The following is a 12844-nucleotide window of genomic DNA, read 5'->3' as shown; positions in this document are numbered from 1 at the left end:
CCGCTAAATTACTGATCATTAAACAACCCAATCCTCGCGACGCGACGATGGCTACATAATCTATAACAACGCTGTCACAACAGTGTAGGCAAGGAGATCCTCATGTCTGCTTCTACTAGCGCCGCTGCACGTCTTTTGGAACATAACTGTCATGCGATTGAGGCAGGCACCAACCTACTCAAAGCGCTGGCGAACGAGAAACGCCTGCAGATTCTGTGTCTGCTGGCGGAAAAAGAGTTGTCGGTAACGCAAATTAATCAGCAGCTATCGTTGAGTCAGTCAGCGCTTTCCCAGCATTTAGCTATTTTGCGCCGCGATCAGCTCGTCAATACTCGGCGGGAATCTCAGACTATCTATTATTCGCTCAGCAGCGAAAGCGCCAAGGCGATTATTCATACCTTGGCGCAGCACTATGCAGCTTAAAATAAGCGAGACTTAAGGACCCGCCCTTTGCGCAAGCTTAACGGCGCTGCCAGCCTGCAGCGTCAATCACGCCAAGAGCCTTGACCATGGCGTGCTCTACGCCCGCTGATATCGCTAGCCCCACTTTGCGGCTAATGGTTTTCGGCGGCTCTAGCTTCACTCGATACACTTGGGCCTGGGCTATGCGCTCTACCAAATAGGCTTCACTCGTACCCACGCTATCAACCAGCTTTTGCTCTAGCGCTTCGCTGCCGTACCAAATTTCACCGGTTGCCAGAGTGTCAATGTCCATATCAGGGCGATGGCTAGCCACGTACTGCTTGAACAGCCGATGGGTATTTTCCAGATCATCAATAAATTTATCGCGCCCTTCTTGGGTATTTTCACCCAACACAGTCAACGTGCGTTTGTATTTACCTGCGGTTAATAGCTCCACATCAATATCGTTGCGCTTGAGTAGACGGTGAATATTGGGCACTTGCGCGACCACGCCAATGGAGCCAATCACTGCAAATGGCGCGGCTTTAATATGGTGAGCGGTGCAGGCCATCATGTATCCACCGCTGGCGGCGACTTTGTCGATACATACGGTGGTCGTCAGCCCTGCCTCACGCAGCCGGTCTAGCTGCGCAGCCGCCAGCCCGTAAGCATGTACCAGGCCACCGGCGGATTCTAAACGCACGATGACTTCGTCATCCGCATTAGCAACATCGATGACCGCGGAGACTTCTTGGGCAAACTGCTCGGTGTGCGAAGCTTTAATATCGCCATGGAAATCCAGCACCCACACTTTTTGGGCGTGCTGAGTCTCACTCTTGCCCTGTTTCGCCGCTTTTTGGCGAGCTTTCTCTTCATGACGAAACGCTTTCACCAGCTTTTTACGCGCACCTTGAGCAGTGGTAGAAACCCGCAGCCGTCGGTTACGTGCACGGCGCTGATCGTTAAGCGACTCAACGTGCAATTTTAGGCCTTGTTCGCTGCTCTCTTTACCACGCAATACCACCAACAACAAAAGCCCGGCCGCCGCCATGACCAGTGTCGCCTGCAGTAAGAATGTGCCCATTTCCGCGAGCCATTCGGCCATTGTTACTCTCCTCTTGGTGTGTTTAAACGTTTAAAACGTTTCCCTTTTTTTCTATGTGGCACGCATACTCTGCACAGGCTGCTAATGAGGCTTGATTAAAACAAATGTTTGAAATAGTCTCATCTTAGGCATTACCTGATGCTTCCCTATTAACGCTTAGGAACCTAACTATGTCATCCAATACGCTTGAAAAGTTGCAGTCCCGTTTTAACCCAGAGGCTGCTAAAGGTATGAATGAGGTTTTCCAGTTTCATTTTTCCGATGCTGGTAGTCACTATCTGGATATTCAGGACGGTACGCTAGGCGTGCATGAAGGCGAACACGATGATCCTTCCGTCAGCTTGAGCATGAGTACCGATACGTTGAAAGGCATTATGAACGGTGATATTAACGGCATGACCGCCTTTATGACCGGCAAGCTGAAAGCGACCGGCAACGTCATGTTAGCAACCAAACTTACCAGCCTGTTCCCTGGCCAGTAAGCTTATTCATTAGCGCCACTTGGCCAAATGAGTTTCGATCAAGTCTCGCGAAATGGAGTATGGCGGCGGCAGCGAAGGTAACTGCCGCGGCGAAAACCACGCGGCGTCGCTAATTTCCACACCATCGATTTTTATACGCCGTGTGGTGGCTTCTGCAAAGAAGCCGAACATCAACGAATGAGGGAAAGGCCACGCCTGACTGTGGTGATAGCGCAGCTGGTCGACATGCACCCCCACCTCTTCAAATATCTCACGGTGCACGGCCTCTTCAGCCGATTCCCCAGGCTCTATAAAGCCCGCTAGGGTAGAGTAACGACCCGGCGGAAAGCGCGGGCTTCTGGCCAACAGCATGGCTTCGCCGCTAGTGACCAAAGTAATAATACAGGGTGAGATACGCGGGTAGTTGCGATGCCCACAGGCATAGCAGTGCATCGCAAACTCTGCTTCAAGCTTAGTTGCCTTTTCACCACAGCGGCCACAAAACCGGTGATTCTCCAGCCATGCGCCCACCTGCAATGCGGTAGAGAGCAGGCCAAACCAAGAGGCCGGCAGCTCCCCTAGCCACTGGCGCCCGTCAATCCAGTCATCCCCTGGCTTATTTTCTACCAGCAGCGCCACCGGCTCATCGTGCCAGTAGCAAAGAGGCTGCATGTGCTCGCTCCAGGGCTGTAACGGCTGCAGTGGATTGAGCTCGCCCGTTAAAGGCGCTGGCGCAATATGGCTACGGGAAACACGGATCACCCGCCCTTCCCTAGCGTGATGAGGAATCTCACGTTTAAGCATCGGCAGAGGTACCGTCTAACGACTCTTGAAACCAGCGCAACTGATGCGCTTCGCACTTGGCTTGATGCGCGGCGCGCTCTTCAGCGCTGGGGCGTACTACACGCAGCTGTCCCGGCGCTAACGACAGGCGCTGCACCGAGAGCCCTTCGCTGGTTTGGTTTTGCTGTTTTTTGTCGCCACCGCTATCGGCATCTAACGTTAAAGCCGTTTGGCCACCGGTCATTGCCAAATAAACATCGGCAAGAATTTCGGCGTCTAACAGCGCCCCGTGAAGCACTCGGTGGCCGTTATCAATATCGTAACGCTTACACAGGGCATCAAGGTTGTTGCGCTGGCCGGGGTGCATCTCCCGCGCCATCACCAGGGTATCAAGGATACGGCAGTGATCCCGCACCGGCCCAAGCGCGGGCGCTTGGCGGCGCTTGTTGAGCATGCCTAGTTCATGGTCAATAAACCCGACGTCGAAAGGAGCGTTGTGAATAACCAGCTCGGCCCCTTCAATAAACGCCCAAAACGCATCGGCGATCTCGGCAAAGACCGGCTCATTGGCCACTTTGGCGTCGTCGATGCCGTGTACCGCCACCACTTCAGCATCGATGTGGCGCTCTGGATTGATATATTGATGGTAACTACGCCCCGTAAACCGTCGATTGATCATCTCAACGGCACCGATCTCTACCAGTCGGTGGCCATCTTTAGGATCAATGCCCGTCGTTTCCGTATCTAGGATGACTTGGCGCATGCCGATCTCCTCTGATGTTCATCAATGGCTTCGTTTGCCAACTCGTCGGCACGCTCATTGCCAGGATGTCCGCTGTGCCCTTTGACCCAGTGCCACTCCACCTGGTGTCGCTGGGTTTCTTCGTGCAGAGTCTTCCACAGTTCCGCATTTTTGACGGGCTGTTTGGCTGCCGTTTTCCAGCCGCGTTTAATCCAGTTGTGAATCCACTGGGTAATGCCTTGGCGCACGTATTGCGAATCGGTCCACAGCGCAACTTCACAGGGCTTGTTAAGGGTACGCAACGCCATAATGGCCGCCATTAACTCCATACGATTGTTCGTCGTATCGGCTTCGTAACCTTTTAAGGTTTTCTGATGGGTGCCACTTTCCAGCACTACCCCCCAGCCACCCGGGCCTGGATTACCTCGGCAGGCCCCATCGGTATATACCGTCACCTGGGGCAGCCCCTCGGCGGCTTGCTTACTCACGTTCACTATCCTTTTTTAGACGACGTTGACCTGACGGGTATCGTAACGGCGCCCCGGTGCGTGTAGCACCCAACGACGAAGGCGACACCGGGGCACGTAGCCCAAACGTTACCCGCTGGATCGGTGCGTGGCGCTGGCGGCGCTGAGCTTGAATCATGTAACTTTCGCCCAGCGGCAAATTGTGCCGACGCCCAAGTGCCTCCCAGCGTTCCCCGCAGGAGGTACTCATTGGGCCACGAAAACAGCAATAGTCTACGCGCTCCACCTCAAAGTCGACAAACGCTAGCCAGTCTTTAAGACGATTTGCCGAGCGCCACTGGCCGCTCCAGGGAAAGTCCGCCTGCTGCTTTCGCCACCGCTGGCTTAGCCCATTCAAGCCGATAGGGTTAAAGCCAAACAGCACCAACACACCATTATCGGCCGTGACACGAGCCGCCTCTTGTAACGTGTAATGTGCATCAGAAAGGTGTTCAAGCCAGTGGTGAATCACTACGGTGTCCAGACAGCGATCCGGCAGTGCCAACTGATCTGGTGGGCATACGAGAGTGGAGTCGCTTTCGGCTAGCGCAAGGCTGGGAGCCCAACGAATCGGGTGGGCGATTGCTGACATGGTCATCAGTGCTGGCCCCATGCTCATTTCTAAACTGTGCCCGCCCTTGCGGCCTTCTACCACCGGGCCTAAGCAGGCCCGCTGCGTTTCCCATAGCGCGCGACCTGCGTCTGTTTGCCAGTATGCCTGCGCGTCTGTCATACGCTGGGCAAGGCTGGTGGCCTTTGGCGAATTTGACATAAACGGCGCTTCCCTCCACAGTAACTGCTTTTTAACGACGCTTTACGCCACATTCCGCGCACAGCAGCGCTTTTATGAACATTTAAGCGTGTTGAATCATTAGGCTTTGTGCACATTTTTTACTTTAAAGGATCTCGCCCATGATGAGCGTGACACCGATTCCCGCCCTAAGCGACAACTATATTTGGCTCATCCGACAGGATACCAGCCAAAGTGTTTGCGTGGTGGATCCTGGTGAAGCAGCGCCCGTCATTGAGTTTCTTGAGCGTGAATCGCTCACGCTAGATACCATTTTGATCACCCATCACCACCAAGACCATATTGGTGGACTTGATACGTTGATCAAGCGCTACTCGCCCCATGTGATTGGCCCTGACAACCCCAGCATTAAAGGGCTTGATGAGCGAGTGGGTGAAGGTGATCAGGTACGCATTATGGGTCGCCTGTTTGAAGTCATGGCGACACCGGGCCATACCCTTGATCACATTAGTTATTTTACGCCGGGTATTCCTGCACTGCTGTTCTGCGGTGACACGCTATTTTGTGCCGGTTGCGGACGTTTGTTTGAGGGTAGCCCCGAGCAAATGTTCACCTCATTGAACCGCTTTGCGGAACTCCCCGAGGATACGCTGGTCTTTGCAGCGCATGAATATACGCAGGCGAACCTGACGTTTGCACGCGCTGCCGACCCTGATAATGACGTTGTCACACACGCATTACAGGAGTGTGAGAAGGCTCGGGCATTAGACCGGCCAACATTACCCAGCACGATAGGACGCGAGCTGACGATCAACCCTTACCTGCGCGTGGGCACCGATAGCGTGCGCCAAGCGGCAGGAACTCAGGGTGCAAACGATGATGATCTCGCCACGTTCGCCACTCTTCGAGAGTGGAAGAACCGTTTTTAATAACGCTATCGAATAGAAACGAACCCACTATGACCTATCGAACGATTCGCCAGCGCTTATTACTGGGCGCTGGCAGCACCGTAATAATGGGCCTTTTTTTGGCCGCAGCGGCAAGCTCTCAAGCCTCTGCAACAGATTCTAACCACACGTACACCACCGTTAATGATGCAACAGCGGACGATGGCACCTCGCAAAATGCCCATCGTTTTCAACCGACCGCGCTGCATCATCACTTCTGGGAAGCCCTTGTGCTTGAACCCCAGGATGCCTGGAGCTCTTTACGCTCGAGCTTCCAGTGGCAAGAAAAAAACCTCCCCGCCGATGCCCAGGCAAGAGTCGATGAGTGGATTGAGCACTACCGTTCAAGCCCTCAAAACATTGCGGCTATTACCGAGCGCGCCACGCCGTGGCTTGCCTGGATTGCCCAGCAGGTCAGTGACCGTGGGCTGCCCGGCGAGCTTGCCTTAATTCCCTTTGTAGAAAGCTCGTTTGACCCCCAAGCTCGCAGTCACTTGGGTGCCGCAGGCCTTTGGCAATTTATGCCGGGCACGGGCGATGCGCTGGGACTGGTACGAAACGGCAATTACGACGGCCGTTTAGATGTGGTGAGCTCCACAGATGCCGCGCTAGATTACCTAGAGATGCAGGCAGACCAGTGGTACGAAGGCGATTTAATGCTATCGCTAGCCGCCTATAATGCTGGGGCGGGCACCGTCAATCGCGCTCAGCGCCAGGCTCAAAGCCAAGGCCTAAGTGGCAAGTACTGGGATCTTTCACTCCCCCACGAAACCATGCAGTACGTGCCCAAGCTGAAAGCGATTGCGACTATCATCAACGACCCCGAGAAGTACGGTGTTAGCCTGCCGGATATCCATCCAGACCCCGCGTTTGCCAAAGTGCAGTTGGAACAGCCAGTGAGCTTAGCCCAAGCGTCACAGCTGCTGGATGTGAGCCAGTCCGCGCTGGCCGAGCTAAACCCTGGACTGCTGAACGGCAGCCTCGACCCACGCAGTGCACAAACGCTCTTAGTGCCTGAACAAGTTGATACGCAGGTATTAGCTCAGCTTTCGCAATCAGACAGTACCGCACTTGCGTCTACCAGTACGCCGGCTGTACACCGCGTTGAACGAGGCGATAATCTTTCCGCTATTGCCGCGCAGTATAATCTTGATCAGCAAGACTTAATCAGGTGGAATGCCATAGAGAGCCCCGAGGCACTTCAACCAGGGCAGCTGCTGTCGCTTTCTGGTCAGTAAGTAGCGCTATGGCCTTGTTTCTTATTTGGCCTTGTTTCTTATTTGGCTTTGTTACTGAATCGGCTTTGTTACTTATTGGCTTTGTTACTACAGGAAGTTACCAATGCCACGCGGTGTCATGTTGACGAAAATGTTGTTGCTGATGAGCGGCTTACTGCTGAGTTTGTCGCTTTTTGCCTCAGAAGAGGGGCCCAAAGGGGGCAGTGAAGCCACCGCCGCTGCTCCTGTTGAAACGGTTCACGGGCTATCACTCTACGATAGCCCAGAACTGCCGGAAGGCTTTGCCTACTTCCCCCATGTCAACCCACAAGCGCCTAAGGGCGGCTCAATCACCCACACCGCCGTGGGGGGCAGCTTCGACTCTACCAACCCGTTCATTATTCGCGGCACCCCCGCCACGGGCATTCCTCAAATTTATGACACGCTAATGGCCAGCAACCCTGGCGAGCCGTTTAGCCTCTATGGGCTATTAGCCAAAGGCGTGCGCCTGGACCCGGAGCGCCAGTGGATTGAGTTCGACCTGCGTGAAGAAGCCCGCTTTCAAGATGGCGAACCAGTCACTGCTTACGATGTGGTGTTCTCGTTTGATTTGCTGCGTGAACAAGGCAACCCGTTTTATGCCAGCTACTACGCAGGGGTTGAGCGGGTCATCGCGCTCAACGAGCATCAGGTGCGCTTTGAGTTTAACGATACCGAATCGCGAGAGTTGCCGTTGATTGTGGCACAGCTGCCCATTCTGCCCCGCCATTATTGGGAGCCTCGCGACTTTAGCGCGCCCACTCTGGCAGCTCATCCCGGCTCCGGTCCTTACCGCATTAGTGATGTAGAACCAGGGCGGCGTATCGTCTACCAGCGCGATGAAAATTACTGGGGGAAAGACCTTCCGGTGAATGTGGGGCGCTACAACATTGACCGCGTGGTATACGATTACTACCGAGACCGTGACATCGCCTGGGAAGCATTTAAAGCTGGATTAACGGACTTCCGTACGGATGCCCGCGCGGCCACTTGGGCCATAGGCTACAATTTCCCCGCCTACCGGGATAGCCTGATTAAGCGTATCACCGTGCCCGATGTAAACCCTTCCATGATGCAAGCGTTTGTCTTTAACCTGCGTGAAGAGAAGTTCCAAGACCCACGGGTTCGGGAAGCCTTAAGCCTGACCTTCGATTTCCCCTGGCTCAACACCAATATTTTCTACAACACCTACGCGCGTACGGAGAGCTTTTTTCAAAACTCAGAGATGGAAGCCGTTGGTAAACCCTCGGAGGAAGAGCTAGCGCTGCTAGAACCGTTTCGGGATCAACTGTTGGCTTCTCACCGCTCCGAGCGGCTTTTCACAGACGCCCTCCCCATGGAACAGCCCGTAGAACTGCGTGAAAGGCTCAGGCGCGCGCTGGATCTACTGCGTGAAGCGGGCTATCGCGTCGACGATGGCGTGCTGGTTAATGCCGAGGGACGCCCGCTCTCGCTAGAAGTACTGCTTTACGACTCTGGCTTAGAGCGAGTTGTGCAGCCCATGCTGCGGAATATGGCGCGCTTAGGTATCCAAACATCGCTGCGCATTGTTGATATCAACCAGTACCTTAACCGCGTGCGGGATTATGACTACGACATGGTGATCAGCCACTTTCCGCAGTCCAACAACCCCGGTAACGAGCAGCGAGACTACTGGACCAGCGCCGCCGCCGAAGCGCCGCAAAGCCGTAACCGCATGGCATTGACCCACCCCGCTGTTGATGCCTTGGTGGAACAGATCATTCGGGCGGATGACCGCGAATCCCTGGATACCGCCACCCAAGCCCTTGACCGAGTGCTGCGCTGGGGCTTTTATGTGATTCCTCATTATCATTCGGGCGAGACGCGTATTGCGGTATGGGATAAATTTGGCTATCCAGAGCCTTTCCCTGCCTACGCCATGGACTTGGACGCCTGGTGGGTAGATGCCGAACGTGAAGCAGCGCTGCAGCGCCGACACCGTGGCCGCTAGCGTTCGTTCATCATTGCCGTTGAGTCACGCTAGTAGCCGTCGCTCATGACAATGTCTGGTAAAAACGACTAGTAACAACCACTCACATCAACCGCTTGTTTACCTACTTTCGTGGAGTGCGCTGTGGCACGTTATACCCTACGTCGACTGCTGCTAATGATTCCGACGCTGTTCGGGATCATGCTGCTTAACTTCATGATCGTTCAGGCGGCTCCCGGCGGGCCCATTGACCAAATGTTGGCCCGTTTCGAAGGTGCCAATGCCATGGCCAGCACACGCCTGGATATGGGCGGTGCCGATGTACAAGTCAACGATGACTCCCGTGGAGCACGCGGCATTGACCCGCGCTTTATCGAGCAGCTAGAGCAGCAGTTTGGTTTTGATAAACCTGCCCATGAGCGCTTCCTTGGCATGATGGCGGATTACTTGACCTTTGATTTCGGCACCAGTTTTTTTAGAGACAGACCCGTTATTGATCTAATGATTGAGCGGCTGCCAGTGTCTATTTCTCTTGGTTTATGGACCACCCTGCTGGTCTATGTGATTTCTATTCCATTAGGCATTCGCAAAGCGCTACGCCACGGCTCTCGCTTTGATGTATGGACATCAGGGCTGGTGATTGTCGGCTACGCCATCCCTGGTTTTCTGTTCGCTATCCTACTGATTGTGCTGTTCGCTGGCGGCACCTATCTAGACTGGTTCCCGCTGCGGGGCCTCACCTCGCCCGACTTTGCCGAGCTTTCCACCTGGGGCAAGGTAAAAGACTACTTCTGGCATATCACTTTACCGGTCATTGCCGCGGCTATCGGTAGCTTTGCCACGCTGACCATGCTGACGAAAAACAGCTTCCTGGATGAGATCCATAAGCAGTACGTGCTGACCGCCCGCGCTAAAGGGGCCGACGAGCAGCGCATTTTGTACGGGCACGTGTTCCGAAATGCCATGCTGATTATTATCGCGGGGCTGCCCTCAGCGATGATCGGTATTTTCTTTACCGGCGCGCTATTGATCGAGGTGATTTTTTCCCTGGATGGGCTGGGCCTTTTAGGGTTTGAGGCGGTTATGCAGCGGGACTACCCGGTAATTTTCGGTACGCTGTTTCTTTACACCGTGATTGGCCTGCTGCTCAAGCTGATTTCGGACTTAACCTATGTGTGGGTAGACCCGCGTATCGACTTTGCGTCGAGGGAGTCTTAATATGCGCTTTATCACCTCACACCTCTCCCCGATCACCCTGCGCCGGATGGAGGCTTTTAAAGCCAACCGCCGCGCCCAGGTATCTCTTTGGCTGTTCGGCGTGCTCTTCATTGCCAGCCTGTTTGCCGAACTCATCGCCAACGATAAACCCATCGTGATGCAGTACGACGGGCAGTGGTACGTACCGCTGCTGGTGGACTACCCCGAGACGGAATTTGGCGGTTTCTTGCCCACTCGCACCGACTATTTGGACCCCTTTATTCAGCAGCAGATCAGCGATAACGGCTGGGCGATCTGGCCGATCATTCCCTTCTCCTACCAAACCCTCGACATGCAGATGACCCAGCCTTCACCTGCACCGCCGGACAGCCGCCACTGGCTAGGCACCGATGACCAGGGCCGCGATGTGCTGGCCCGCGTCATCTACGGCTTTAGGCTTTCCGTGGCCTTTGCGTTGGTACTGACAGCAGGCTCATTGGTGATTGGGGTCTTCGCAGGCGGCGTACAGGGTTACTTCGGCGGCAAGGTGGATCTGATTGGCCAGCGAATCACTGAGATTTGGTCGGGGCTACCGGTACTGTTTTTATTGATCATTCTGGCCAGCTTTGTGCAGCCAGGCTTCTGGTGGCTATTAAGCATCATGCTGCTATTTTCCTGGCTGGGGCTGGTGGATATTGTCCGTGCCGAGTTTTTGCGCGCCCGCAACTTGGAGTATGTTCGCGCCGCCAAAGCCATGGGGTTACCGTCACGGCTTATTATGTGGCGCCATGTTCTGCCCAACGCCATGGTGGCTACGCTGACCTTTATTCCGTTTATTTTTACCGGCGCGATTGGCACCTTAACCGCGCTGGACTTCTTGGGCTTTGGCCTACCGCCCGGTGCGCCGTCTCTGGGAGAGCTCGCTGCGCAGGGCAAAAACAACCTGCACGCCCCGTGGCTGGGCATTACCGCGTTTATGACGCTGGCGATCATGCTTTCTCTGCTGGTCTTTATTGGCGAGGGTCTGCGCGATGCCTTCGACCCCCGCCATGTTAAACAGCGCCCTACCTCTATCCAGCAAACTTCTGTTCAGAAAACCTCCGCCCAGGAAACGTCTCATGTCTGAGCCTACTGCCAAACCGCTACTGCAACTGAATGAGCTAACGGTAGCCTTTGACGGCAAGGTCGTGGTGGACGCGCTGTCGCTCGCAGTCCACGCAGGGGAAACCTTGGCCATTGTAGGCGAGTCAGGCTCAGGAAAATCGGTCTCGGCCCTGGGCGCCATTGACCTGCTGCCCAGTAACGCAGATGTACGCGGCGAACGCTGGTTGGAAGGAGCCGATCTTAACCAGCTAAGCAAACGCGACTGGAACGGCATTCGCGGCAATCGCGTGGGGTTTATTTTTCAAGAGCCGATGACATCGCTCAACCCGCTGCACCGGATTGGCAAACAGATTGGCGAAACCCTGAGGCTTCACCAAGGGCTGAGCGGTTCAGCCGCTCGCAGCAAAGCAAAAACGCTGCTTGAGCAAGTCAAACTGCCTCGCCCTGACGAGTTGCTGGATGCTTGGCCTCATCAGCTCTCTGGCGGTCAGCGCCAGCGGGTGATGATCGCCATGGCCATTGCCAATAACCCTGCGCTCTTGATTGCCGACGAGCCCACCACCGCTCTCGATGTCACCGTTCAGCAGGACATACTTGCGCTACTGAAAGAGCTGCGCGACCACCATGGCATGGGCGTGCTGTTGATCAGCCACGACTTGAACCTTGTTCGCCGCCATGCCGACCGTGTCTGCGTGATGTACCAAGGCAAGGTGCAGGAAACCGGCAGCGTTGCTCAGGTGTTCAGCCAACCACAAAGCGACTACACCAAAGCGCTGATTGCCGCCGAGCCCGAGGGCCGCCCCGCTGAGCCAGTGAATACCACACCGTTACTGACGGCTCAGCAGCTACGGGTCAGTTTTAAACGCCCTAAGACAGGTCTGTTTCAGCGGCAACCGCCGGCGTTTGAGGCCTTAAAAGCCACCAACTTGACCATCGCCCCAGGGGAAACGCTTGGGATAGTCGGTGAGTCAGGTTCCGGTAAAACAACGTTGGCATCAGCGATTATGCGCTTGGTGACTAGCCAAGGTGAGGTGCAGCTGGGCGATGCCACGCTCAGCCAGCTGTCGGGTGATGCACTGCGCCGCCAACGCCATCGATTACAGATGGTGTTTCAGGACCCCTACGGTGCCCTTTCACCCCGCATGCCGGTGTTTGATATTGTCAGTGAAGGGCTGCGTTTTCACTTCCCGACGCTGGGTGAGGCAGAAGTCACCGAGCGGGTACACCGCACCCTGCGTGAAGTCGGCTTGCCGGAAAGCTGCGCGGCTCGTTACCCCCATGAGTTTTCTGGCGGGCAGCGCCAGCGCATTGCCGTGGCGCGGACAATTATTTTGGAGCCAGAGCTGCTAGTGCTTGATGAGCCCACGTCCGCCCTTGACCGCACCGTGCAAAAGCAGTTGGTGATCTTGCTACGAGAGCTACAGGCACGACGCCAGCTTAGCTATTTGTTTATCAGCCACGATCTTGCCGTTGTGCGCGCCATGGCTCACCGCATCATGGTGCTCAAAGATGGCGAAGTGGTGGAGCAAGGCAACTGCTTGGAAGTGCTCGCCGCCCCTCAGCATGCCTACACTAAAGCGCTGATCGAAGCCGCACATCTGCACTAGGTTTCTGCCTCACTTACTTTCGATTGTGTCAA

At 55.2% G+C, this 12844-nt stretch carries 13 protein-coding genes; 8 read left to right on the top strand and 5 right to left on the bottom strand.

Translation table 11 applies throughout. The annotated features are described in order from the left end of the window. Positions 1-102 precede the first annotated feature (102 nt). Complete coding sequence (locus R0J87_RS10330) at positions 103-423, top strand: ArsR/SmtB family transcription factor (protein ID WP_311064220.1); 321 nt, start codon at positions 103-105, stop codon at positions 421-423. Positions 424-460: 37 nt separating this feature from the next. On the opposite strand, the gene sohB is transcribed toward R0J87_RS10330, so the two are convergent. Continuing rightward, positions 461-1507: a protease SohB gene (gene sohB, locus R0J87_RS10325; protein ID WP_498885975.1), complete on the bottom strand. Its 1047-nt coding sequence runs from the start codon at positions 1505-1507 to the stop codon at positions 461-463. Positions 1508-1677: 170 nt separating this feature from the next. Here sohB and R0J87_RS10320 point away from each other — a divergent pair, with 170 nt between their 5' ends. Further along, on the top strand, positions 1678-1989 hold the full coding sequence (locus tag R0J87_RS10320) for an SCP2 sterol-binding domain-containing protein (protein WP_188638787.1): 312 nt from the start codon (positions 1678-1680) through the stop codon (positions 1987-1989). 9 nt (positions 1990-1998) lie between these two features. Here the strand turns inward: R0J87_RS10320 and nudC are convergent, their stop codons facing one another. The 4 genes from nudC to R0J87_RS10300 are packed head-to-tail and all read right to left on the bottom strand — an operon-like array spanning position 1999 to position 4771. Further along, positions 1999-2772: an NAD(+) diphosphatase gene (gene nudC / locus R0J87_RS10315; protein WP_404345736.1), complete on the bottom strand. Its 774-nt coding sequence runs from the start codon at positions 2770-2772 to the stop codon at positions 1999-2001. Next, positions 2765-3514, bottom strand: coding sequence for a DNA polymerase III subunit epsilon (dnaQ, locus tag R0J87_RS10310; RefSeq protein WP_498885973.1), 750 nt, complete (start codon positions 3512-3514; stop codon positions 2765-2767). The genes nudC and dnaQ overlap by 8 nt, the downstream gene beginning before the upstream one ends. Beyond that, positions 3496-3981, bottom strand: coding sequence for a ribonuclease HI (gene rnhA, locus R0J87_RS10305; RefSeq protein ID WP_311064225.1), 486 nt, complete (start codon positions 3979-3981; stop codon positions 3496-3498). The genes dnaQ and rnhA overlap by 19 nt, the downstream gene beginning before the upstream one ends. Continuing rightward, positions 3974-4771, bottom strand: coding sequence for a class I SAM-dependent methyltransferase (locus R0J87_RS10300; RefSeq protein ID WP_404466210.1), 798 nt, complete (start codon positions 4769-4771; stop codon positions 3974-3976). Before R0J87_RS10300 ends, rnhA begins: the two co-directional genes overlap by 8 nt. Positions 4772-4911: 140 nt before the next feature. Between R0J87_RS10300 and gloB the strand changes: the two genes are divergently transcribed. The 6 genes from gloB (at position 4912) to R0J87_RS10270 (ending at position 12812) form a co-directional block, all read left to right on the top strand. Continuing rightward, on the top strand, positions 4912-5679 hold the full coding sequence (gloB, locus tag R0J87_RS10295) for a hydroxyacylglutathione hydrolase (RefSeq protein WP_404345730.1): 768 nt from the start codon (positions 4912-4914) through the stop codon (positions 5677-5679). Between the two features lie 29 nt (positions 5680-5708). Continuing rightward, a complete protein-coding gene (locus R0J87_RS10290; RefSeq protein ID WP_498885970.1) occupies positions 5709-6935 on the top strand; it encodes a transglycosylase SLT domain-containing protein in 1227 nt (408 codons plus the stop codon). 103 nt (positions 6936-7038) lie between these two features. After that, entirely contained in the window at positions 7039-8925 is a 1887-nt protein-coding gene (locus R0J87_RS10285; protein WP_498885969.1) for an extracellular solute-binding protein, read from the top strand. Between the two features lie 123 nt (positions 8926-9048). Further along, on the top strand, positions 9049-10122 hold the full coding sequence (locus R0J87_RS10280) for a microcin C ABC transporter permease YejB (protein ID WP_404345724.1): 1074 nt from the start codon (positions 9049-9051) through the stop codon (positions 10120-10122). A gap of 1 nt (position 10123) precedes the next feature. Further along, positions 10124-11227, top strand: a complete 1104-nt coding sequence (locus R0J87_RS10275; protein WP_498885967.1) for an ABC transporter permease — start codon at positions 10124-10126, stop codon at positions 11225-11227. Continuing rightward, positions 11220-12812 (top strand): ABC transporter ATP-binding protein, encoded by a 1593-nt coding sequence (locus R0J87_RS10270; protein WP_498885965.1) that lies wholly within the window; start codon positions 11220-11222, stop codon positions 12810-12812. The genes R0J87_RS10275 and R0J87_RS10270 overlap by 8 nt, the downstream gene beginning before the upstream one ends. The last annotated feature ends 32 nt before the right edge of the window (positions 12813-12844 follow it).

It is taken from the genome of Halomonas sp. SIMBA_159, from assembly GCF_046536035.1.
Taxonomy (GTDB): domain Bacteria; phylum Pseudomonadota; class Gammaproteobacteria; order Pseudomonadales; family Halomonadaceae; genus Vreelandella; species Vreelandella venusta_A.
The sequence above is the reverse complement of the archived record's forward strand: the minus strand, read 5'-3'. Positions and strand labels throughout refer to the sequence as shown.

Excerpts from the sequence above, each read along its gene's own strand:
- gloB (WP_404345730.1), top strand. The coding sequence starts at position 4,912 with ATGATGAGCGTGACACCGATTCCCGCCCTAAGCGACAACTATATTTGG.
- R0J87_RS10290 (WP_498885970.1), top strand. The coding sequence starts at position 5,709 with ATGACCTATCGAACGATTCGCCAGCGCTTATTACTGGGCGCTGGCAGC.
- R0J87_RS10320 (WP_188638787.1), top strand. The coding sequence starts at position 1,678 with ATGTCATCCAATACGCTTGAAAAGTTGCAGTCCCGTTTTAACCCAGAG.
- R0J87_RS10300 (WP_404466210.1), bottom strand. The coding sequence starts at position 4,771 with ATGTCAAATTCGCCAAAGGCCACCAGCCTTGCCCAGCGTATGACAGAC.
- R0J87_RS10330 (WP_311064220.1), top strand. The coding sequence starts at position 103 with ATGTCTGCTTCTACTAGCGCCGCTGCACGTCTTTTGGAACATAACTGT.
- nudC (WP_404345736.1), bottom strand. The coding sequence starts at position 2,772 with ATGCTTAAACGTGAGATTCCTCATCACGCTAGGGAAGGGCGGGTGATC.
- dnaQ (WP_498885973.1), bottom strand. The coding sequence starts at position 3,514 with ATGCGCCAAGTCATCCTAGATACGGAAACGACGGGCATTGATCCTAAA.
- R0J87_RS10270 (WP_498885965.1), top strand. The coding sequence starts at position 11,220 with ATGTCTGAGCCTACTGCCAAACCGCTACTGCAACTGAATGAGCTAACG.
- R0J87_RS10275 (WP_498885967.1), top strand. The coding sequence starts at position 10,124 with ATGCGCTTTATCACCTCACACCTCTCCCCGATCACCCTGCGCCGGATG.
- R0J87_RS10285 (WP_498885969.1), top strand. The coding sequence starts at position 7,039 with ATGCCACGCGGTGTCATGTTGACGAAAATGTTGTTGCTGATGAGCGGC.
- sohB (WP_498885975.1), bottom strand. The coding sequence starts at position 1,507 with ATGGCCGAATGGCTCGCGGAAATGGGCACATTCTTACTGCAGGCGACA.